The organism is Actinoalloteichus caeruleus, from assembly GCF_049311605.1.
Lineage (GTDB): Bacteria > Actinomycetota > Actinomycetes > Mycobacteriales > Pseudonocardiaceae > Actinoalloteichus_B > Actinoalloteichus_B caeruleus.
The window spans coordinates 752,470-773,726 of the sequence record NZ_CP186005.1 but is presented as its reverse complement, the minus strand read 5'-3'; the positions used below and the strand labels follow the sequence as shown (position 1 = coordinate 773,726).

20 protein-coding genes are annotated in these 21,257 nt (G+C 71.4%); 2 read left to right on the top strand and 18 right to left on the bottom strand.

The genetic code is table 11. The features are described from left to right. Positions 1 to 5 precede the first annotated feature (5 nt). From ACOJVX_RS03460 to dapE, 4 genes are all read right to left on the bottom strand, one after another. Positions 6 to 344, bottom strand: a complete 339-nt coding sequence (locus tag ACOJVX_RS03460) for a PadR family transcriptional regulator (RefSeq protein ID WP_026066040.1) — start codon at positions 342 to 344, stop codon at positions 6 to 8. A gap of 347 nt (positions 345 to 691) precedes the next feature. Continuing rightward, positions 692 to 1,531: a dihydropteroate synthase gene (gene folP, locus ACOJVX_RS03455; protein ID WP_418155420.1), complete on the bottom strand. Its 840-nt coding sequence runs from the start codon at positions 1,529 to 1,531 to the stop codon at positions 692 to 694. Positions 1,532 to 1,635: 104 nt separating this feature from the next. After that, on the bottom strand, positions 1,636 to 2,427 hold the full coding sequence (locus ACOJVX_RS03450; protein ID WP_026417303.1) for a TIGR00730 family Rossman fold protein: 792 nt from the start codon (positions 2,425 to 2,427) through the stop codon (positions 1,636 to 1,638). Positions 2,428 to 2,592: 165 nt separating this feature from the next. Further along, the gene (gene dapE / locus ACOJVX_RS03445) at positions 2,593 to 3,669 is read right to left on the bottom strand and encodes a succinyl-diaminopimelate desuccinylase (RefSeq protein WP_418155398.1); all 1,077 of its coding nucleotides are present in this window, start codon (positions 3,667 to 3,669) and stop codon (positions 2,593 to 2,595) included. Between the two features lie 130 nt (positions 3,670 to 3,799). Between dapE and dapD the strand changes: the two genes are divergently transcribed. Further along, positions 3,800 to 4,783 carry a 2,3,4,5-tetrahydropyridine-2,6-dicarboxylate N-succinyltransferase gene (dapD, locus tag ACOJVX_RS03440; protein ID WP_026417305.1) on the top strand — a complete coding sequence of 328 codons (984 nt, stop codon included), beginning with the start codon at positions 3,800 to 3,802 and terminating at the stop codon, positions 4,781 to 4,783. Between the two features lie 317 nt (positions 4,784 to 5,100). Here dapD and dapC read toward each other — a convergent pair whose 3' ends face one another. Both dapC and fdxA read right to left on the bottom strand, forming a co-directional pair. Beyond that, positions 5,101 to 6,213, bottom strand: coding sequence for a succinyldiaminopimelate transaminase (gene dapC, locus ACOJVX_RS03435; protein ID WP_026417306.1), 1,113 nt, complete (start codon positions 6,211 to 6,213; stop codon positions 5,101 to 5,103). Positions 6,214 to 6,217: 4 nt separating this feature from the next. Continuing rightward, a complete protein-coding gene (gene fdxA, locus ACOJVX_RS03430) occupies positions 6,218 to 6,538 on the bottom strand; it encodes a ferredoxin (RefSeq protein ID WP_026417307.1) in 321 nt (106 codons plus the stop codon). A gap of 215 nt (positions 6,539 to 6,753) precedes the next feature. On the opposite strand from fdxA, the gene ACOJVX_RS03425 reads away from it, so the two are divergent. Beyond that, positions 6,754 to 7,602 (top strand): GNAT family N-acetyltransferase, encoded by an 849-nt coding sequence (locus ACOJVX_RS03425; protein ID WP_422647243.1) that lies wholly within the window; start codon positions 6,754 to 6,756, stop codon positions 7,600 to 7,602. 20 nt (positions 7,603 to 7,622) lie between these two features. On the opposite strand, the gene ACOJVX_RS03420 is transcribed toward ACOJVX_RS03425, so the two are convergent. The 12 genes from ACOJVX_RS03420 to ACOJVX_RS03365 form a co-directional block, all read right to left on the bottom strand. Next, positions 7,623 to 8,033 carry a hypothetical protein gene (locus tag ACOJVX_RS03420; RefSeq protein WP_026417309.1) on the bottom strand — a complete coding sequence of 137 codons (411 nt, stop codon included), beginning with the start codon at positions 8,031 to 8,033 and terminating at the stop codon, positions 7,623 to 7,625. Then, a complete protein-coding gene (mshB, locus tag ACOJVX_RS03415; RefSeq protein WP_418155402.1) occupies positions 8,030 to 8,944 on the bottom strand; it encodes an N-acetyl-1-D-myo-inositol-2-amino-2-deoxy-alpha-D-glucopyranoside deacetylase in 915 nt (304 codons plus the stop codon). The genes ACOJVX_RS03420 and mshB overlap by 4 nt, the downstream gene beginning before the upstream one ends. Positions 8,945 to 9,082: 138 nt before the next feature. Next, entirely contained in the window at positions 9,083 to 10,135 is a 1,053-nt protein-coding gene (locus tag ACOJVX_RS03410) for an ABC transporter ATP-binding protein (protein WP_026417311.1), read from the bottom strand. After that, entirely contained in the window at positions 10,132 to 11,268 is a 1,137-nt protein-coding gene (locus ACOJVX_RS03405) for an ABC transporter ATP-binding protein (RefSeq protein ID WP_418155403.1), read from the bottom strand. The genes ACOJVX_RS03410 and ACOJVX_RS03405 overlap by 4 nt, the downstream gene beginning before the upstream one ends. Beyond that, on the bottom strand, positions 11,268 to 12,194 hold the full coding sequence (locus ACOJVX_RS03400) for an ABC transporter permease (RefSeq protein WP_245588670.1): 927 nt from the start codon (positions 12,192 to 12,194) through the stop codon (positions 11,268 to 11,270). Before ACOJVX_RS03400 ends, ACOJVX_RS03405 begins: the two co-directional genes overlap by 1 nt. Next, complete coding sequence (locus ACOJVX_RS03395; protein ID WP_026417314.1) at positions 12,187 to 13,182, bottom strand: ABC transporter permease; 996 nt, start codon at positions 13,180 to 13,182, stop codon at positions 12,187 to 12,189. Before ACOJVX_RS03395 ends, ACOJVX_RS03400 begins: the two co-directional genes overlap by 8 nt. A gap of 144 nt (positions 13,183 to 13,326) precedes the next feature. Continuing rightward, positions 13,327 to 15,123, bottom strand: coding sequence for an ABC transporter family substrate-binding protein (locus ACOJVX_RS03390; protein ID WP_418155406.1), 1,797 nt, complete (start codon positions 15,121 to 15,123; stop codon positions 13,327 to 13,329). 343 nt (positions 15,124 to 15,466) lie between these two features. Next, positions 15,467 to 17,221 carry an ABC transporter family substrate-binding protein gene (locus ACOJVX_RS03385; protein ID WP_422647242.1) on the bottom strand — a complete coding sequence of 585 codons (1,755 nt, stop codon included), beginning with the start codon at positions 17,219 to 17,221 and terminating at the stop codon, positions 15,467 to 15,469. Positions 17,222 to 17,476: 255 nt separating this feature from the next. After that, positions 17,477 to 19,378 carry a translational GTPase TypA gene (gene typA, locus ACOJVX_RS03380; protein ID WP_026417317.1) on the bottom strand — a complete coding sequence of 634 codons (1,902 nt, stop codon included), beginning with the start codon at positions 19,376 to 19,378 and terminating at the stop codon, positions 17,477 to 17,479. Between the two features lie 108 nt (positions 19,379 to 19,486). Further along, the gene (locus tag ACOJVX_RS03375; RefSeq protein WP_418155409.1) at positions 19,487 to 19,915 is read right to left on the bottom strand and encodes a hypothetical protein; all 429 of its coding nucleotides are present in this window, start codon (positions 19,913 to 19,915) and stop codon (positions 19,487 to 19,489) included. Positions 19,916 to 20,177: 262 nt separating this feature from the next. Then, positions 20,178 to 20,375: a DUF397 domain-containing protein gene (locus tag ACOJVX_RS03370; protein WP_051712638.1), complete on the bottom strand. Its 198-nt coding sequence runs from the start codon at positions 20,373 to 20,375 to the stop codon at positions 20,178 to 20,180. Further along, complete coding sequence (locus ACOJVX_RS03365; protein ID WP_418155410.1) at positions 20,375 to 21,220, bottom strand: helix-turn-helix domain-containing protein; 846 nt, start codon at positions 21,218 to 21,220, stop codon at positions 20,375 to 20,377. Before ACOJVX_RS03365 ends, ACOJVX_RS03370 begins: the two co-directional genes overlap by 1 nt. Positions 21,221 to 21,257: the final 37 nt, after the last annotated feature.

Genomic DNA, 21,257 nt, shown 5'->3' with positions numbered 1-21,257 from the left:
CCGGGTCAGGCGCGGGCGGCCTTCGACTCGGAACTGAGGACCCCCTCGATCGCGGCGGTGAACTCGCGCCAGGCGGCCCGCTCGGCGGTCAACGCGCGCTCTCCCGTCGAGGTCAGCCGGTAGGTGCGGCGCTTGCGCCCCGCCACCGTGCTCCAGGCGCTGCGTACGCACCCGGCCCTCTCCAACCGTCGCAGCGCCGGGTACACGGTGCCGGTGGGCAGGTCGAGGGCACCTCCGCTGCGCAGCTGCAACGCCTCGATGATCGCGTAACCGTGGAGCTGCCGACCATCGAGGGTGGCGAGCAGCAACGCGTCCAGATGTCCACGGAGTGCGTCCGACTTCACAGTGAGAAGTCTAATGCGTAGCGCTGCGTGGCCGGTAGCTACGCTACCCATACAGCGGTACCCGCGGGTCCGTCCGGGCGACGGTGGCCACGACCGGGCCAGCGGGGGCGTGACTCCCCCGGCCCGCGACGCCCACCGACCAGGTGGCCGCGGTCCACCGCCACCGCCACCCACCCCGGACTTTCCCCCGAAAGAAGGAATTTCTCGGACGTTCTGTAACTACTTCGAGTGAAGCACGCCAGGGGGTCCGCGAGACACGGGAACGCGGCGTCACCGGCACCGCGCCTGACTGGCGCGAGCACCGGAGGGCAGGGGCCTCCTCGGCCCCTCGCCGGTGCCGGCCCCGCTCAGCGCAGGGCCCGCAGCACGCTCGCGGGAGGACGGGTCCCCCTGATCGACGCCGTCATCTCCAGTACTTTCCTGGTGCGGGCCACCTCGTGCGCGCGGAAGACGGCGGCGCCCTGCCAGGCGGCCACCGCCGTGGCGGCCAGGGTGCCGTCCACCCTGTCCTCGGTCGCCGCGTCCAGGGTCTCGCCGATGAAGTCCTTGTTCGACAGCGCCATCAACACCGGCCAGCCGGTTCCCACCAGCCGGTCCAGCCCACGCAGCAGCGCGAGGCCGTGCCAGGTGTTCTTCCCGAAGTCGTGGGTGGGGTCGATGAGGATCCCCTCCCTCGGGACCCCGGCCCGGGCCAACGACTCGGCCCGAACGGCCAGTTCCGCCGCGACCTCCCCCACCACGTCCGCGTAGCGCACCCGGTGGGGATCCGTCCTCGGAGCCAGACCGCCGGTGTGCGAGCAGACCACCCCGACGCCGAACTCCGCCGCGACCTCGGCCAGCCGGGGGTCCGCACCCGCCCACGTGTCGTTGAGCAGGTCGGCCCCGGCCCGGCACACCTCCTCGGCCACCTCGTGGCGCCAGGTGTCCACGCTGATCGCCAGGTCCGGGTACCGCTCCCGCACCGCTCGCACGAACGGCACGACCCTGGCGGTCTCCTCCGCCACGTCGACCCGCTCCCCCTGGGCACCGGCGCGGACACCTCCGATGTCGACGATGTCGGCGCCCTCGTCGACCGCGCGGTCGACGGCGGCCATCGCCGCCGGCTCCGCGAACGTCGCCCCTCGGTCGTAGAAGGAGTCCCTGGTCCGGTTGACGATCGCCATGACCAGGGGCCGGTCGCCGTGCATCTCCCGAGAGCCGAGCCGTAACCGCACGGCATGATCGTGCCACGGGGGCGGGACGCCGCCCCGCCGCCCGTCCCCGTCGTCGTCGTCGGGAGTGACCGCGCCGGTCAGTGGGTCTCCTCCCATGCCTGGTACGCCTCCTCGACCACCCGGACGGCGTCGTCGATGTCGTCGGTCAGGTGGAGCAGCGCGAGATCGGGGACCCCGATCTTGCCGCCGCCCTGCACCGAGTCGCGGAGCCAGTCGTAGAGGCCCTGCCAGTAGCGGCGTCCGAACAGGACCACCGGGAACTTGGTGACCTTCTTCGTCTGGACCAACGTCAGCGCCTCGAACAGCTCGTCGAGGGTGCCGAAACCCCCGGGGAGCCCGATGAAGGCCTGCGAGTACTTGACGAACATCGTCTTGCGGGCGAAGAAGTAACGGAAGTTGACCCCGAGGTCCACCCACGGGTTCAGGCCCTGTTCGAAGGGGAGTTCGATCCCCAACCCGACCGAGTAGCCGCCCGCCTCGGAACAACCCCGGTTCACCGCCTCCATCGCGCCGGGACCGCCACCGGTGATGACGGCGAACCCCGCGTCCGCCAGCGCCGCTCCCACGGACCGACCCACCGCGTACTCCGGGTCGTCCCGCGCGGTCCGCGCCGAACCGAACACGGTGACCGCCTTGGGCAGCTCCGCGAGTGCCCCGAAACCCTCCACGAACTCCGCCTGGATGCGCAGCACCCGCCACGGGTCGGTGTGCACCCAGTCCGACGGACCCCGGGAGTCCAACAACCGCTGGTCGGTCGTCGTCGTCTCCCTGCCGCGCGTCCGTCGCACGACGACGGGACCCTGCTGCGTCTGGGCGAGCTCAGCCGGTTGTGTGCCGTTGCCAGGGGCGGACGCGTTCTCCGTGCTCATGCTGGTCACCCTACGGAAACCCGGTCGGGAACCGGGCGGTTCGACCTGTCGGGGAGCGGATGCCCCACCATCGGCGGAACGCCGATGGTGGGGCCGGGCCGGACGAACGCGGACGACCAGCACGTCGACATCCCCGACGGACCCCGGTGCGCGGTGGGACGCGCGTCAGGCCAGGAAACGCCCGAGCACGTCCGCGCACCGGGTGATGTCGGCGGCCCGCACGTGTTCCTCCCTGGTGTGCGCCAGCGTCGGGTCGCCGGGACCGAAGTTGACGGCGGGCATTCCCCTGGCGGCGAACCTGGCGACGTCGGTCCACCCCAGCTTCGCCACCGGGGTACCTCCGGCCGCCTCGACCAGTTCCCGGGCCGCCGGTGCCCCCAGGCCGGGCAGCGCGCCGCCGGCGCGGTCCACCACCCGGACACCGAAGCCGTCGAAGACCTTCCGCAGGTGCTCCTCGGCCTCGGCGACCGAACGGTCGGGGGCGAACCGGTGGTTGACGGCGACGACGCAGCTGTCCGGCACGACGTTGCCGGCGACACCGCCGCTCACCGACACCGCCTGGAGACCCTCGCGGTACTCGCAGCCGTCGATGTCCACCCTCCTGGGCTCGTACTCGGCCAGCCTGCGGAGGATCTCGCCCGCACCGTGGATGGCGTTCTCCCCCATCCACGCGCGGGCCGTGTGGGCGCGTCGACCCGTGGTGCTGACCTCGACCCGGATGGTGCCCTGGCAGCCCGCCTCGATCACCGCGTTCGAGGGCTCGGCGACGATGGCGAGGTCACCGTCCAGCCAGTCGGGGAGCTCCCGTTCGATCCTGGTCAACCCGTTCCGGCTGGCGTCGACCTCCTCGCAGTCGTAGAAGACGAAGGTGAGGTCCAGCCGGGGCGACACGCACCCGGCGGCCAGCCCGAGCAGGACCGCGTCACCGCCCTTCATGTCCACCGTCCCGCAGCCGTGGAGCACCTGGTCGGAACCGCTGCCCGTGCGGCGCAGCGGGAGGTTGTCGTTGACGGGAACGGTGTCGAGGTGCCCGGCGAGCACGACCCGGCCTGGACGGCCGAGGTTCGTCCTCGCCAGCACGGCGTCGCCGTCGCGCACGACCTCCAGGTGGGGCGCCTGGCGGCGCAGGGCGGTCTCCACCGCGTCCGCGATGGCCGCCTCCTCCCCCGACACGCTCGGTACGTCGACGAGGGCCGCGGTGAGCTCGACGGGATCGGCGGTGAGGTCCAGGTCTGCGGTCACGCCACCGGACAATACCCACCCGGGCGCACGCGGGACGGGCACGGGGAGGCCGGCACCGGGATCGCCGAACTCGCGCCCGGCCTCCTCGGCGCCCGGGGTGGGGTGCCAACGGTGGGTTACCGTTGCCGGCGTGAGCAGTGACGTCACTTCCCAGGAGAGCGGCGCCCACGGCGTCGGACTGGCCACCATCGCCGACGACGGGACCGTGTTGGACACCTGGTTCCCCTTCGTCAGACTCGCCGAGACCGACGAGGTCGGTTCGCGGGTCCTCACCGCCCAGGAATGCGGGGAGGAACTGGGCTCCGCCGCCGTCGACCTGCTCGGCCCCGACGAGGCGCGCGGCGTCCGGGTCGAGGCGGTCCGGACCACCATCGGTTCCCTCGGCGAGGCGCCCGTCGACACGCACGACGTGTACCTGCGGCTGCACCTGCTGTCGACGACCCTCGTGCGTCCCCACGGCCTGAACCTCGACGGCGTGTTCGGCCTGCTGGCCAACGTGGTGTGGACCAACCACGGGCCGGCCCGGGTCGAGGGCTTCGAGGCGACCCGGCTGCGGCTGCGGTCCCGGGGGCCGGTCACGGTGTACAGCCAGGACAAGTTCCCGCGCATGGTCGACTACGTCGTCCCGTCGGGCGTGCGGATCGGGGACGCGGACCGGGTGCGCCTCGGCGCGCACCTGTCTCCGGGCACGACCGTCATGCACGAGGGCTTCGTCAACTTCAACGCCGGCACGCTGGGCTCCTCCATGATCGAGGGCAGGGTGTCCGCGGGTGTCGTGGTGGGTGACGGTTCCGACCTGGGCGGCGGCGCCTCGGTGATGGGGACGCTCTCCGGCGGGGGCCGGGAGGTCATCAGCATCGGGGAGCGCTGCCTGGTGGGGGCGAACGCCGGCATCGGGATCTCGCTCGGCGACGACTGCGTGGTCGAGGCCGGGCTGTACGTCACCGCCGGCACCAAGGTCACCCTGCCCGACGGGGTGCTCGTGCGGGCCAGTGACCTCTCCGGTCGGTCCGGGCTGCTGTTCCGCCGGAACTCGACCACCGGTGCCGTCGAGGTCCGCCCCCGGGAGGGTGCCGCGGTGGAGCTGAACAGCATCCTGCACGCGAACGACTGACGGCTCCCCGCCGTCGACGCCGGGGCGGTGGCCGGACGGCCGCGCCCCGGCGTCCGAGCGCGACCCGGCCGCTCACCCAAGCCGCCGCTCACCCCGGTCCCGGCGCTCACCCTCGGGGGCCGCGCCGGCCGCTCCCACCGCCCGTCGGCCCGGGTGCCCCGTGTCCAGCCGCTCGGCGAACCGGTTCGCCGACATGCCTCGTCGGCCGCGGGAGCACGGCGAGGCCGGGTCCGGTCCCGCGCGGCGGAGCCGACCGGCGCCCACCGGTCGTCGCCGAGGCGCGCCTCCGGCCGCCGGGTGCGCGCGGGCCGCCCTCGTCAGAGGCGGGCCGCGCCGGCACGGATCCGTTCGTCGGAGGCGGTCAGCGCGACCCTGACGTGGTTCCGGCCCGCCGGCCCGTAGAAGTCGCCCGGAGCGACCAGGATCCCCCGGTCGGCGAACCAGGCCACGGTCCTCCACGCGTCCTCACCCCGCGAGGCCCACAGGTACAGGCCGGCCTCGGAGTGCTCGACGGCGAACCCCGCCGCGCGCAGCGCCGGTAGCAGGACGTCCCGCCGTGCCGCGTACCTGGCCCGCTGCTCGTCGAGGTGCCGGTCGTCCGACATCGCCGCCGTGATCGCCGCCTGCACCGGCCGGGGCACGATCATCCCCGCGTGCTTGCGCACCTCCAGGACCTCGGCGACCAACGTCGGGTCCCCGGCGAGGAAACCGGCCCGGTAGCCGGCGAAGTTGGAGGACTTCGACAGGGAGTGCACCGCGAGCAGGCCGGACAGGGAGTCGCCCACCCCCGAGGCGGCGAGCACGTCCGGGTGCAGCACGGACACGGGCTCGGTGTCCCAACCCAAGGCCAGGTAGCACTCGTCGGAGGCGACGACGGCCCCGAGCTCCCTCGCGGTGGCGACCGCATCGGCCAGCGCCGCCGCCCCCAGGACGCGCCCCGTCGGGTTGGACGGGGAGTTCAGCCAGACCAGACGCGTCCCGGGTGGTGGGCTTTCCCCGTCGGCGAGGCGGACGACGTCCGCTCCCGCCAGTCGCGCGCCCACCTCGTAGGTGGGGTAGGCGAGTTCGGGGATCGCGACGACGTCTCCGGGCCCGAGGCCCAGCAGCGTCGGCAACCAGGCGACGAGCTCCTTGGAACCGATCGTCGGCAGCACCGCGTCGGTGGGCACGGCCACCACGCCGTGTCGACGGGCCAGGCCCGCCACGACGGCCTCCCGGAGTTCGCGGGTGCCGTGGGTGGTCGGGTACCCGCCCTGGTCGGACACCGAGGCCAACGCGGCCCGCAGTTCCGGCGCGACCGGGTCGACCGGGGTGCCCACCGACAGGTCCACAAGGCCGTCCTGGTGCGCGGCGGCGCGCTCCCGCGACGCGCGCAGCGAGTCCCACGGGAAGTCGGGCAGCCGACGACCACCGGTCCGACTGGTGCTCACCCGCTCATTCCCCCTGCGGGGGCAGCTGCGCGATCCATGCGGGGTCGTCGCTGACCTTGCCGACCTTGGCCGCGCCGCCAGGCGAGCCGAGCTTGTCGAAGAAGTCGACGTTCGCCTTGGTGTAGGCCGACCACTGGTCGGGGACGTCGTCCTCGTAGTAGATCGCCTCGACGGGGCAGACCGGCTCGCACGCCCCGCAGTCCACGCACTCGTCCGGGTGGATGTACAGCATCCGGTCGCCCTCGTAGATGCAGTCCACTGGGCACTCCTCGATGCATGCCTTGTCGAGGACATCCACGCACGGCTCAGCGATGACGTAGGTCACGGCGGCTCTCCTGCTCATCGTCCAGTCGCCCGTGCGGACCTTCGACGCACGGCCGCTCCAGTATCTCTCGCCGTCCACCCTGGTGCCCTACCCCCCTCGGAGTCCACTCCTCCCGTTTCCGGCTCGGCCCCACCGGGGGTGCCCGCGGCCGCTGTTCGGCGTGAGCCGTCCCATATCGCCTTCCACGCGCGGAGGCGCCGCGACAGGATGCGTCGGTGCGTGAACGTGTCGTCGAGGAGCTCTGCGCCGACGCCTGGCCGGCGGTGACCGAGGAGCGCGTCCTGGGGTGGCGGTTCCGCGCCGCCGCCGGGTTCACCCTGCGGGCGAACTCGGGGATGCCCGGCGCGGAGGCGGCGGAGGTGTCCCGGGTGGCCCCCCTGCTGCTGGCGTTCGCCGGGACCCACGGGATCGTGCCCCGCGCCCAGGTGGTGCTGGGCGATCCCGTCGAGGCCGGACTGCGGGCGCTCGGATGGCGTCCCGACCACGACTCGGAGACGCTGGTGCTCAGCGGACCACTCGCCGCGCTGGCGGGTGGAGCGCGGACGAGCGGCGCGCCACCCCGGCCCGAGGGCGTCCCGTCTCGGTTGGTCTCGGTCGGTGGCGGCCGGAGCCACGCCGTCGGGGTGACCGGTCCGCCGGCGGCCGGTCCGGCCCACCGCGTGCACCTCGCCCCACCCGGCCCGGCCTGGTGGGAGCTGACCGCGGGCACCGGCGCCCCGGGGGCGGCGGAACGAGCGGTGCTCGCGCCCGCCCGTCGGGGGGACCACGTCGTCGGGTTCGGCGCGTCCACGGTGGACGGCGTGCCCGTCGCCGCGGTGCGGGGCCAGGTGGTCGGGGCCCGGGGAAACCGCTGGCTGCACGTCGCCCGCCTCGCGGTCCGGCCGGAGCACCGCCGGACGGGTCTGGCCCGAGCGCTGGTCGGGGCGCTCGCCGGCTGGGCGGCCGACCGAGGCGCGGAGCACTGCGTGCTCCAGGTCACCGAGGGCAACCGCGCGGCCCGCCGCCTGTACGAGGGGTTGGGCTGCGCCGAACACCACCGCTACCGGTACTGGTCCCCGGGCTGAGGCTCCTCCGCCCGATCGGATCAGCGGCGGGCGGGCGCGCCGGCGGCCCCGCCGCGCGACGCCCTGGTCGACGCCCGGTACCGCCCGCTGAGCGTGCCCAGCACCATCGCGGGCGGCAGCGCGCCCAGCGCCAGCAGGAGGAGACCCCGCCAGTCGCCCATGAGCACGACGTCGCCGCCTGGCCCACTGACCCCGAACACGATGACCACCAGCACCCAGGCGAACAGCGGGGCTCCGGCCACCCGCATCCGCCCCGAGATCCGCCCCGCGCCGAGCACCAGCAGCACGTTGGTGACGCCAGCCAGGACCGCGGTGAAGGGCACCGGGACGACACCGATCCGGAACGGCAGGAAGAACAGGGCGAGCAGCGCGAGGACCACGGCGTCGAGCACCAGCATGGCGAGCAGGAGCCAGTCAGGCACCGTCTTCATCGGCTGACCTCCCCCCGACCGCCCGGCAGGCCCCCGAAGAGGTCCGTCGCGGCGCCGGCCAGGTTACCGCTGGCCAGCACGTAGGACTCGGCCCGCGGCACCGGTTGGGCGATGTCGTTGGACAGGGCGTAGACGGCCTCGCCCCCGCCGCCGTGCCACACCTGGACCTGGGTGGCGTGCGCGCGCATCGCGTCGAGCTTCGCCGGGACGTGCTCGGCCACGTCGACCACCGAGTCCACCTCGTCGTCGGGGGTCGAGGGCACCTCGCCGACGGCGGGCACCTGGTAGGGGTGGGCGTCGCCGAGGGCGGCGATCTCGGCGAGCCCCTCCTTGACGGCGCTCGCCGCGTTGACGACGTGGAAGACGCGGAGGACCTCGGGCACCTGTGCCGTGGCCGACATGGTGACGTCGTGCGCCCGGACGTGGTCGGGGTGGCCGTACCCCCCGTCGGGGCCGTAGGTGACGACCACCTGGGGGCGTACCTCGCGCAGTACCTCCACGAGGGCGGCGGTCTGTTCGGCGAGGTCGCCGAGCGCGAAGGCGCGGGGGTGCGCGTCGGGCGCGGCGGTGGCGAAGCCGGGTGCGTCCCAGAGCATCCCCGAGTCCCGCCACCGGCCGATGCCGCCGAGGAACCGGTGGTCGTCCACACCGAGCACCGCGCAGGCCGCCCGGAGCTCACCGACCCGGTACCCGCCGAGCTGGTCGGCGTGGTCGGGGCCGAGGCCGCGCAGCGCCTCCGGGATGACCTCGCCCTGCTCGCCGAGGGTGCACGTCACGACGGTGACCGCGACCCCCTGCGCCGCGTACCGGGCGATCGTTCCCCCGGTCCAGATGCTCTCGTCATCGGGGTGGGCGTGTACCAGGAGTAACCGCGGTGTGGCGGTCGGGCGGGGCACTGGGGCAGTCGTCACCGAGCCAGCCTAAGGAACGTGTCGACCGCCGTGCGGCGACGGGGCACCTCGGGACCCGTGGTGGGCCGGGTCGACACCGCCGCCGCACCCCCGCCCGACGTGCCCGGAGCCAGCGGGGACGTCGGGCCGGGGCCCGGTTCAGCTCTCCCGGGGCCGGACCTCGGGGAAGTGGCAGGCGGACAGGTGCCCGTCCTCGCCCCGTGCCTCCAGCTTCGGCTCCTCGCTGGCGCAGATGTCCTGGGCCTTCCAGCAGCGGGTGCGGAACCGGCAGCCCGAGGGCGGGTTGACCGGGCTGGGGACGTCACCGGTCAGGACGATCCGCTGGCGTTCCCGTTCCGCCTTCGGGTCGGGCAGCGGCGCGGCGGAGAGCAACGCCTGCGTGTACGGGTGGGTGGCGCGCCCGTACACCTCGTCCCGGGTGCCGATCTCCACGATCTTGCCCAGGTACATCACGGCGATGCGGTGTGAGATGTGCCGCACGATGGACAGGTCGTGCGCGACGAACAGGTAGGCGAGGTTCAGCCGCTGCTGGAGTTCCTCCAGCAGGTTGACGACGCCGGCCTGCACGGACACGTCCAGCGCGGAGACCGGTTCGTCGAGCACCAGCAGTTTGGGTTCCAGGGCCAGTGCCCGCGCGATGCCGATGCGCTGCCGCTGACCGCCGGAGAACTCGTGCGGGAACCGGTTGCGGTGCTCCGGGTTGAGCCCCACCAGCTCCAGCAGGTTGTTCACCTTGCTCTGGATCCTCTTGTCACCCCAGGAGGAGTGGTGGATCTCCAGCGGTTCCCGGACCACGGAGTTCACGGTCCAGCGCGGGTTCAGCGAGGCGTAGGGATCCTGGAACACGATCTGCATGTCCCGGCGGACCGCCCGCAGCTGGCGGGCCGTCTGACCGACCAGTTCCCTGCCCTCGAACCGCACCGACCCGGAGGTCGGCCGGTGCAGCTGGAGGATGGCCCGGCCGGTGGTGGACTTGCCGCAGCCGGACTCCCCGACCAGTCCGAGGGTCTCCCCGGCGCGCAGGTCGAAGGAGATGCCGGCGACCGCCTGCACCTGGCCGACGGTGCGGGGGATGATCCCCTTCCCCCGCACGGGGAAGCTCTTCACCAGGTCGTTGACCTCGAGCAGTGGCTGGCCGGTGTCGGCCCCGGCTGGTGCGGTGTCCGAGGGGGACGTCTTCGCGGTGGTCATGGGGTGCTGCCCTCCTCGCGGGCCATGCGCTGCTCGACCTCGGCCGCGTCCTCGACGACGGCGAGTTCCGGATCCGCCTGGGTGAGCGAGGCCGGGTTCTCCACGGACCCGATCTCCTCGTGCTCGAACAGGTCCCGGCTGTCGTCCCCGCCCCCGAGCTCGTCCCACTTCAGGCACCGGCTGGTGTGCCCGGACACGCCGACCGCCACCAGCTCCGGCTCGGCCTCGTCGCACTCCGGTCCGGCCAGCGGGCAGCGGGGCGCGAAGGCGCACCCCGGCGGCAGGTTCATCAGCGACGGCGGCGCGCCCTTGATCGGGGTCAGCCGCTTGCCGAGCAGGTCGGGGTGCGGGATGGAGCCCAGCAGGCCCACCGTGTAGGGCATCCTCGGCCGTTCGAACACGGCGTCCACCTGGCCCGACTCGACCACGGTCCCGCCGTACATCACCTGGACCCGGTCGGCCATCCCGGCCACCACGCCGAGGTCGTGCGTGATGATCATGATGGCGGCCGAGGTCTCGTCCCGGATGCGCAGCAGCGTCTCCAGCACCTGGGCCTGCACGGTCACGTCCAGCGCGGTGGTCGGCTCGTCCGCGATGATCAGCGTCGGATCGTTGATGATCGCCATCGCGATCACCACCCGCTGCCGCATCCCGCCGGAGAACTCGTGGGGGAACTGGGACGCCCGCCGGTCCGGCTGCGGGATGCCGACCAGTTCGAGGGACTCCACCGCCTTGGCCCAGGCGACCTTCTTGGACACCTTGTGGTGGGCCCGGTAGGCCTCCGACAACTGCCAGCCCACGGTGTACACCGGGTTCAGCGAGGTCATCGGGTCCTGGAAGATCATCGCGATGTCGTTGCCGCGCAGCTTCTCCAGCTGCCGCTGGCCGAGACCGACGATCTCGGTGTCGCGGAACCGGATGGACCCGCCGATGCGGGCGCTCCGCGGCAGCAGGCCCATCACGGCCATCGAGGACACCGACTTGCCCGACCCGGACTCGCCGACGACGCCCAGCACCTCGCCCTGGCGCAGGGTGAAGGACACACCTCGGACCGCGCGGACCACCCCGTCGTCGGTCGGGAACTCGACCGTCAGGTTGTCGACGGTGAGCAGGTCACCTGCTGTCGTCGTCATCAGGCACGCACCTTCGTCTGCTTCGGGTCGAAGGCATCCCGGATGCCGTCGCCGATGAAGTTCACGGTCAGCGAGATCAGCACGATCACCAGGAACGGCGCCCAGAACAGCCACGGCCGCAGCTCCAGCTGGGCGTAGTTGTTGTTGATGATCAGGCCCAGCGAGGTGTCGGGGATGTTGACCCCGAGGCCGATGAACGACAGCGCCGCCTCGGCGAGCACGGCCGTCGCCACCGCGAGGGTCGCGTTGACCGTGATGACTCCGGTCAGGTTGGGCAGGATGTGCTTGACCACGATCCGGGTGTTGCTCGCGCCCATCGCCCTGGCCGCCTCGACGAACTCCTGGTTCGCCAACGACAGGGTGAGCCCCCGGTTGATCCTGGCCACCGACATCCAGCTGAACAGGCCCAGCGCGATCGCCACCAGGTACCAGCTGCTGCCGAAGGCGCTCGCGGCCAGGGCCACCAGGGCCAGCTGCGGGATGATCAGCCAGAGGTCGACCAGCCGCATGAACAGCGTGTCCACCCAACCGCCGAGCAGTCCGGCGACCGCGCCGAGGGTCACCCCGATCACGGTGGCCATCGCGGCGACGACCACGGCGATGAGCAGCGAGAACTGGGTTCCCCGCACGAGCATCGCCAGCATGTCCCGGCCGAGGTTGTCGGTGCCGAGCGGGTGGTCGGGCCCGGGGTCCTCGTAGCGCCCGCCGCCGGTGTAGGTGTGGTCGTACTGGAGGAACCAGGGCAGCACGATGGCCGCGAGCACGATCAGCACCAGCACGCTGAGGCTGATCATCGCCATCCGGTGCCGGAGGAAGCGCCGCAGCACGATCTTCCACTGCTTGCGCGCCTCGGTGTCGAACTCGTGACCCGCCCGTGGCGTCGTGTCCGGGTCGTCCGGCGTCGTCTTCGTCACTGTGTCAGCCAAGGCGAATCCTCGGGTCCAGGAAGCCGTACACGATGTCGGCGACCAGGTTGAATGCGACTGTCAGCACGGCGGTGACCATCAGCCAGCCCATGAGCATCGGCGGGTCCTTCTGGCCGACCGCGTCGACCAGCAGACTGCCCATGCCCCGCCAGCCGAAGACCATCTCGGTCATGATCGCGCCGCCGAGCACCGCGCTGAAGTTCAGGGAGACCATCGTGGTCACCGGGATGAGCGCGTTGCGGAAGGCGTGCCGGAAGATGACCCGGGACGGGCGGAGCCCCTTCGCCCGCGCGGTGCGGACGTAGTCGGAGCTCAGCGTCTCCAGCATGGAGGCGCGCTGGAAACGGCTGTAGGCGGCGAAGCTGATGAGCATCAGGCTCAGGGTGGGGAGGAGGTAGACGCCCACGTACTGGCTGAACTGCTCGAAGAAGGACCCCTGGAACCCCTGGGCCGGTGGGATCGTGCGGATCCACCGCTCACCGCCCATCGACACCAACAGGTCGTTGAAGCGGATGCCGTACATCTTCAGCACGATCGCCACGCAGAACAGCGGCATGGAGAACATGACGAAGGCGGTGGTGGTCGCCACGTAGTCGAAGATCGTGTACTGGCGCACCGCGGCGAGCACGCCGATGGCGACACCCAGGACGATCGCGAGGATCTCGGCGCCGATGACGAGTCGGAAGGTCACGCTGAACGCGCGCATGACCTCCTCGTAGACGTCGGCCTTGGCCGAGCCGAGGGCGAGGCTCTCGCCCCAGTCCCCGGTGAGGAAACCAGTGAGCCAGTCCCAGTACCGGGCCCAGATCGGACGGTCGAGCCCCAGCTCGATCATCAGGTTCTGGACGTCCTCCTCGGTGACACCGGGGGTGGCCCGGTACTCGCCGATGGGGTTACCGGCCGCGGACACCAGCAGGTAGGCCAGGAAGGAACCGATCCCGAGGATGGGGATCGATATGAGGATTCTGCGGATGATGTAGCGGAGCACGATGTCGTCCTCGATACGAAGCCAACGTCAGTCCCAGGCGGACCGGCCGCGGGCTGCACCGGCAGGGGCCACCGGTCGGTGCCACCCTCGGGTGGCACACGGGGCCGGACCCTGTCGGCCCGGCCCCGTGTCACGCGACCGATGTCAGGAAGTGACCTCCCACTCCGCAGCGTTCCAGGTCACACCGTCGGAGCCCTGGTAGGTGACGTGGTCCACGTTCTCGGCGTAGGCCCAGGCGTCGGGCACCTGGAAGAGCGGGATGGACAGGACGTCCTCCGCGTAGGCCTTGTCGGCCGCGGACAGCGCGGCGTTCCGCTCGTCCTCGTCCAGGCTGTTCTTCACGGTCTCGAACTGGTCGGTGGCCTCCTGGTTCTCCCAGCCGCTCCAGTTCTGGCCGCCGCCGATGCTGTACAGCGAGGCCTTGGAGGCCTTGTACGGGGTGCCGACCCAGGCGAACAGGGCCACGTCGTAGTCACCCTCGCTGACGCGGGTGTCCAGGAAGTTGTCGTCGGTGTCGTTGATGACCTCGATGCCGGCCTCGGCGCAGGTGCCCTGGATGAGGGCGACCGAGTCGGTGCGGCGGTCCAGCGCGGTGTGGCTGATGGTCAGCGAGGCGCGCTCGCCGTCCTTCTCGTAGACGCCGTCCTCACCCTGGGTCCAGCCGCCCTCCTCGAGGATCTCCTTGGCGGCGTCGGCGCCCTGGCCGGTGATGTCGCTGTAGAGGTCCTCGTAGCCGGGCTCCTCGGGCAGGAACAGCAGGCTGCCCAGCGGGGCGGCCTCCGGGTCGACGCTCTTCAGCAGCTTGTCGACCAGTTCCTCGCGGTCGACGCAGGCCGCGAAGGCCTGGCGCAGGGCGAGGTCCTGGAACTTCTCCCTGGCGAGGTTGATGTCGAGGTGCTCGAAGGTCAGACCGGCCTTCGCCTCGTAGGTGACGCCCTGCGAGGTCAGCGCCTGGAGCTGCTCGGCGGTCTCGCTGTTGGCCTGCGGCGCGATGACGTGCACCTGCTGGTCCTGGAGCGCGGTCACCTGGGCGTTGGCGTCGGCGATGTTCTGCAGGGTGATGCTGTCGGGCCCGCCGGGGTTGCCGATCCACTCAGGGTTGCGCACCACGGTGACCGAGGTGCCCTGCTGCCAGCTGTCGAACATGTACGGGCCGGAGGAGGGCATCAGGTCCGGGTTGAACCCGTTCCAGCCCTCGTTCCAGAACTCGGCGGCCGCGTCCAGCTCCTCCTGGGGGCTGTCGGCGCTGAGCTCGAGGACGTCCTCGATGCCGGTCTCCTGCTCGAGGATGTGCGACGGCAGGATCGCCTTGCTGCCGAACAGCCCGGTCCAGTCGGCGTAGGTCTCGGAGAACTCGCCGACGAAGGTGCGGTCGTCCTCGCAGCTGCCGGTCATGATGTCGTAACCGGTGGTGGAGGCCGGGGCGAACAGCTCACCGCCGTCCTCGGTGGTGGCCAGCCTGCTCTTGGAGAACCAGGACAGGTAGAAGTCGCTGCAGTCCCAGGGCTCACCGTCGGACCAGGTGACGCCCTCGCGGATCTTCCACTCGACGATCTGCGGGTCCTCGCTGGTGACCTCCGCCGATTCCATCACGTCGGCGTTGAGCAGGATCTCCATCGTGTCGGTGACGACGAACGGCTCGGAGATCATCGTGTTCAACACGAGGGTGTTGTTGAAGTTGTTGGCACTGCGCGCGCCGTTGTTGTACGACGTGTAGGCCGCGTCGTGGGTGACGGTGACGGTGCCGCCCTGCTCGACCTCCGGCACGTTGTAGGTGCCGTCGCCGTTGTTGCCCTTCCCACCGGTCGCGCTGGAGTCGTTGAGGCCGCCCCCGCCACCGCCGTTGTTGTCGCTGTCGCCGCCTCCGCCGCCGCAGGCGCTCAGCACGAGCGCGGCGCTCATCGTCACCGCGACCGCGGCGACAGACCTCGTTCTCCTCATTGGTGTGCCCTCCTAGCACTGGGTCAGCGGACCGCAACCAACGGTCATGACCCGAACCACCCATCAGCGGCCCAACCCGGAAGCCGGTTCGCCATTGGCGGAACGGTAAGAACTGCGACAGGTGGCGGTCACCTGGGAACACTGGATCGTGACCAAAAGGTGACTCCTCGCACGCGGAGGGTTATCGTCCACTAACCGAACGGACACGTCCGTTTTTTGAACACTGTTGCCCTGGTGTTACGGGCGTGTTCTTCTCACCGCCCGATCCCAATTCCGCGCCCGGTTCCCCTCGACCCTCCCGGGGCGCGCGGCGAACGGGTTCCCGAGGCGGAGGCGAACTCCGTCAGGCCCCGACCCGTCTCCAGTGGAGGGCGCTGGAGAACGGCCCGAGGAACGGTCTGGTGTGCGCCAGCCCGTCGAGCTCCTCGGTGGCGACCACCGTCTCGGCCAGTTGGAAGAGCGGGAGCGTGACCGCCCGCTGCCAGAGCGCGCCCTCGAGCTCGGCCTCGACCTCGGACAGCGGGGTACCCCCGGTCAGGACCGAGTCGATGACGGGTTGGAGCTGGGGATCGCAGAAGCCCGCCGGGTTGCCGGGGAGCACCGGGGCGCCGTCCACCGCGGCCGGCACGCAGCCGAACCAGGAGGCCAGTTCCGTGGCGACGTCGCCGCCGGTCGGGCGGGGCACCACCGCGACGTCCACGATCGGCCGGTTCTCGCCCTCGCCACCGGCCGTGCCGGCGCTCGCGCCGCCGCCCTGCTGCCCGCTCATCAACATCTGGTACAGCTCGTCGGCGGGCGGGGTGACCAGGCTGGTCTCCACCCCGAGGTCCCGCAGCTGGCGTGCCACGTGCCCGGCCAAGGAGGTGTACGGCTCCTGCTCCCTCGGCGCCGCGACCACCAGCTCGAAGGGAACGCCGTTGCGCAGCCACTGCCCGTCGACCAGGGCGTACCCGGCCTCGGACAGCTGCTCTACGAGCAGGTCGGGATCGCCGCTGCCCAGCACCGAGTCCTCGGGGAGGGTCGACGCGAACGCCGGGTCGACCGGGGACCGCAGCTGCGCGTCGGCGCGCAGGTCGGCGGAGGGACCGCTGCGGGCTCCGGCGGCGATGAGGAAGTCGCGGTCGAGCGAGGCGGCCACCGCCCGCCGCACCCGTTGGTCGCTCAGCTGTGGGCTCGCCGGCCGGAACAGCACCTCCACCCGGTGGGACCGGGGCACCGTCCACCGGTCCAGCGGTGTCCCGATGCCGGCGAGCAGGCCGGTGGCGATGGCGTCGGCCCGCAGCATGGCCGCCTGGTTGTCGTCACTGTCCAGCGCGGACGCCAGACCGCTGTGCGAGGCCTCCCGGAACACGATGCGGTCCAGCGACGCCGGGTTGTACCAGTACTTGTCGTTGCGCTCCAGAATGAGTTCACCGCGTTCCAGGTCCATCACGTTGACCGTGAACGCGTTTCCCGAAACCGGAAACGTGTTCGAGAACGCCCCGGTCCACCCGCCGGGAGCATCCTTGAGCAGGTGTGCCGGCAACAGATCGGAGAAAAGCGAACGCCACGCCGGGTACGGTTCGGAGAAGGTGACCTCGACGACCTTTCCACCATTCCGCGAAGTGAGTTCGTCGATCAACCGGTAACCGGCCGAGTCCACCACTCCTGGTTCGGCGCGCATCCGCTGCCACAGGTAGTCGAAGTCCTCGGCGGCGATCGGAGCCCCGTCCGACCAGGACGCGTCCTGCCGGAGGACGTAGCGGACGGTGAACGGTTCGGCGTCCACCACCCGCGCCGAGGTGGCCACCGACCGGTCGAGCCGGGGATCCCCGCCGGGTCCCGGCCGGAACACCGAGGGCAGCAGCAGGCTGGCGAGCACGGTGGTGGTGGCGGAGAGATCGGAGAGCAGGTGCGGGTTGAAACCACCGGACAGCTCGTCGACGCCCACCACGACCTCGTTGGGCACCGGGTCGCTGGGCACCTGGTCGGTGTGCGTGGGATCGACGAGCGGGGGCGGTGGGGTGTTGGTGCACGCCGCGACGAGGACGACTGTCACCAGCGCCGAGAGGAGCGCGCTGACCCGGCACCGCGACCGGTGCGGCGCTGACCCGGCCATCGAGCTCTCCTCTGGTTCTGCGCTGGTCGACAGTGGCACCGACGGGTGACCGGTACCTGTCCGCTGACCGCCAGCGGTGGACGCGGGTCAGGGGTCGGGCGCACGACGGCAGCCCGAGCGTAGCGGTGACCGTATCCGGCGTGGTGTGTTCTCCCGGTTGCGTCCACGGCCACGCCGCGCCGGTCCGCCCTTCCGGGGCCGGACGCACGGGGTCGGCGGCCCCGCTGGGGGACCGCCGACCGCCGGGTGGTGCGCTCAGCCTCGGGTCTTGGCGCGGGCCCGCTCCCTGGCCCGCTGCGTGGAGTCCAGCACGGTCTTGCGGACCCGGACCACGTCCGGGGCGACCTCGACGCACTCGTCGGCGGAGCAGAACTCCAGGGCCTCCTCCAGACCGAGCTTGCGGGGTCGGGCCAGCCGCTCCAGCTCGTCACCCGTGGAGGACCGCATGTTGGTCAGCTTCTTCTCCCGGCACACGTTGACGTCGAGGTCCTCGGCGCGCGGGTTCTCCCCCACGACCATGCCCTCGTACACGGCCGCGCCTGGCTCGACGAAGAAGGTGCCCCGGTCGGCCAGCTGGATCATCGCGTAGCTGGTGACCGCTCCCGTGCGGTCGGCGACCAGCGAACCGCTGTGCCGGGTGCGGAGCTCGCCGGCCCAGGGCTCGTAACCGACGAAGACGTGGTTGGCGATGCCGGTGCCCCGGGTCTCGGTGAGGAACTCGGTGCGGAAGCCGATGAGCCCTCGGGCCGGGACGATGTAGTCGATCTTGATGCGGCCGGAACCGTCGTGGTCGCCCATCTGCTCCATGGTGCCCTTGCGGTTGGCCATGAGCTGCGTCAACGCCCCGAGGTGCTCCTCGGGGATGTCGACGGTGAGCCGCTCGAACGGCTCGCACAGCTTGCCGTCGACGGTCTTGGTGACCACCTGCGGCTTGCCGACGGTCAGCTCGAAGCCCTCCCGCCGCATCTGCTCGACGAGGATGGCCAGGGCCAGCTCGCCACGGCCCTGCACCTCCCACACGTCGGGACGCTCGGTGGGCAGCACCCGCACGCTGACGTTGCCGATCAGCTCCGCGTCCAGCCGGCCCTTGACCAGCCTCGCGGTGAGCTTGCCGCCCCCGTTGCGCCCGGCCATCGGGGAACTGTTCACCCCGATCGTCATGGAGATCGCCGGCTCGTCGACCGTGATCCTCGGCAGCGGCTCGGGGTTCTCGGCGTCGGCGAGGGTGTCGCCGATGGTGATGTCGGGGATGCCGGCGATGGCGACGAGGTCGCCAGCGGCGGCCTGCTCGGCGGGGACCCGGTCCAGCGCCTCCGCGAGGAAGAGCTCGGCGACCCGCACCTTCTGGGTCGAGCCGTCCTCCCGGCACCACGCCACCGTCTCCCCCTTGGAGATGCGGCCGGCGTGCACCCGGCACAGCGCCAGCCGCCCGAGGAAGGCCGAGGCGTCGAGGTTCGTCACGAGGGCCCGCAGCGGGGCCTCCGGGTCACCGGTGGGCGCGGGCACGTGGTTGAGCAGGATCTCGAACAGCGGGTCGAGGTTCTCGCTGTCGGGCAGCGCGCCATCGGCCGGCTGCTCCAGGCTGGCGCGGCCGGCCCGGGCGGAGGCGTAGATGACCGGCAGGTCGAGGACCGAGTCGTCGGCACCGACCTCGGCGGCCAGGTCCAGCAGCAGGTCGTGGGTCTCCTCGACGACCTCGGCGATCCGGCTGTCCGGCCGGTCGACCTTGTTGACGACGAGCACGACCGGCAGGCCGGCGGCGAGGGTCTTGCGGAGCACGAACCGGGTCTGCGGCAACGGCCCCTCACTGGCGTCGACCAGCAGCACGACCCCGTCGACCATCGACAGGCCGCGCTCCACCTCGCCACCGAAGTCGGCGTGGCCCGGGGTGTCGACGACGTTGATGGTGACCGCGCCGTCCGGGGTCTCCCGGCGGATGGCCGTGTTCTTGGCCAGGATGGTGATGCCCTTCTCCCGTTCCAGCTCACCGGAGTCCATGACCCGGTCGACCGGTTCGGAGCGGGCGGAGAAGGCCCCCGACTGGCGCAGCATGGCGTCCACCAGGGTGGTCTTGCCGTGGTCGACGTGCGCGACGATCGCGATGTTGCGCAGGTCTGTCCTGGTGAGCTCACCGGCGACGGCACTGGGAGCAGGCACGCGAAGACTCCTGACGATGTTGGTGGAGGAAGAGGACCGCCGGCGGACCCGCACGCGCGGCCTGATCCAGTCTAGTGCACGTGAAGTGGCCGAACGCTGTCCGCTCGGTCACTGCGGGGGCGGCTGCTGGCCCGGCTGGTGGTACTGGTAGCCGGCGGGCGCAGCGGGCGCACCCCCGCTCGGGGGCCCGGCGGCGCCGCCGGGCTGGGCGGTGGATGGAACCCCACCAGCGTAGTACGAGGACTGGGCGGGTGGCCGGGGCACGCCCGCCGACGCGGGCCGGAGGGCGATGGCGATGACCGCCATGAGCAGGCCGAACAGCCCGATTCCCAGGGCGCCGAGCAGCAAGGACTGGTCGGAATCGCACGAGAAGCTCAGATCGACGGCGTTCGGTTGACCCACCCGGCTCATCTGACTGCCACGGCACTGGAGAGGGGACAGGCGGAAGGACTCCTCCATCCGCACGAAAACCATGATCAGCGACGCGAGTCCCGCCACGCCGGCCAGCACGAGGAGCGCGCCACGCAGGAAAGCCATTCCGGGAGGCTGTCGGGGCGCTACTCACCGTCGTCGCCGTTCCGGCGGAGTGCGACGCGGCTCCAGTCGCGGGACGACCGGCGTGCCCGGTCGAGGACAGGCGCCCGGGAGCCCCGCCGGCGGCTGCCCGGCGCCCGACCGATCAGTCGTGAACTCCGCGCGGCAAGGGCCGCCGCCTACCGGAGACGCTGGTCACCACCACCCGGCCACCCTCGGCTCCGCCCTGCCCCGAAGGGCCCCTCGGGCGGGGTTCCGAACGCGCTCAGCCCAGCTGGCCGGAGCGCACCGCGTCGACGAAGGCGGCGAAAGCACCCCGTCCCACCACGATCGTGCCCCCACCACGGTTCTTCGTGTCCCGAATCCCCACCACCCCCAACTCCACCGACGACCCCACCTCGACACAGTTGGATTCGGCACCGGACCGGCTGCTCTTCCGCCAGCCGCTCAACCTTCCGCGCATCATGTCTCCTCCATGGCGTGGCGCTTGGCGTAGCCCCTGACGAGTTGGACAGACCGCTCCTCGTCGAGGCTCGCACGACGCACAGTAGCTGTCGCTAGTTCGAAGGCAGCGATGTCCGCTTCCGAGAAGACCCAGATACCGGACCGAAGGTGCTCCAGATGGACTGCCGGACGTCGGTTGTGCCCGGCAAGGATGACCCATCCACCGTTGAGGGCGACCGTTCCACCCACATCGAACGGGAGTATCCGAACCGCAGCTCGTCCAGCTTCGGCGATGTCCGCGACGTGGTCGAGCTGCTCGGCCATCACAGCGTGCCCGCCAACTGGTCGCACCAGCACCGCTTCGTCAAGGAGGAACTCGCAGACCGCCTTGTCCAAGGCGGCCTTCCGGCGAATGCGAATGTTCACGCGTTCCTCGACAAGACCCGGGGCGGTGCCGGAGGACTCGAAGACAGCGGTGGCGTAAGCCCGCGTTTGGAGCAGGCCGGGAACCAAGAGCGGGCTGACATCTACGATGGCCTGCGCACTGCGTTCGAACTGGATGAGCATCTCGAGCGCCTTGGGAAGGGCGGATCCCCGCGCGAGCCATGCCTGATCGTCGTCCGGGCGCATCATGTCGAGGATTCGTGCGCGTTCCTCGTCCGCGACACCCAAATGGGCCAGAGCGCCGAGGACGAAAGTGCGGGCGATGGCTGAGTGCCCGTTCTCGATACGGGACAAAGTGCTTTGATTGATCCCCAACAGGCCCGCGAACTCCCGTCCCGACATCCGCCGCGCGAGCCGGATCCTGCGGAGCTCGGAGCCCACCGCTTGAGCGACGGGTGTCCTGCCTTCGATGCTACTCACGCATCACAACCTAGCGCCCTACATCTGATGCGTACAT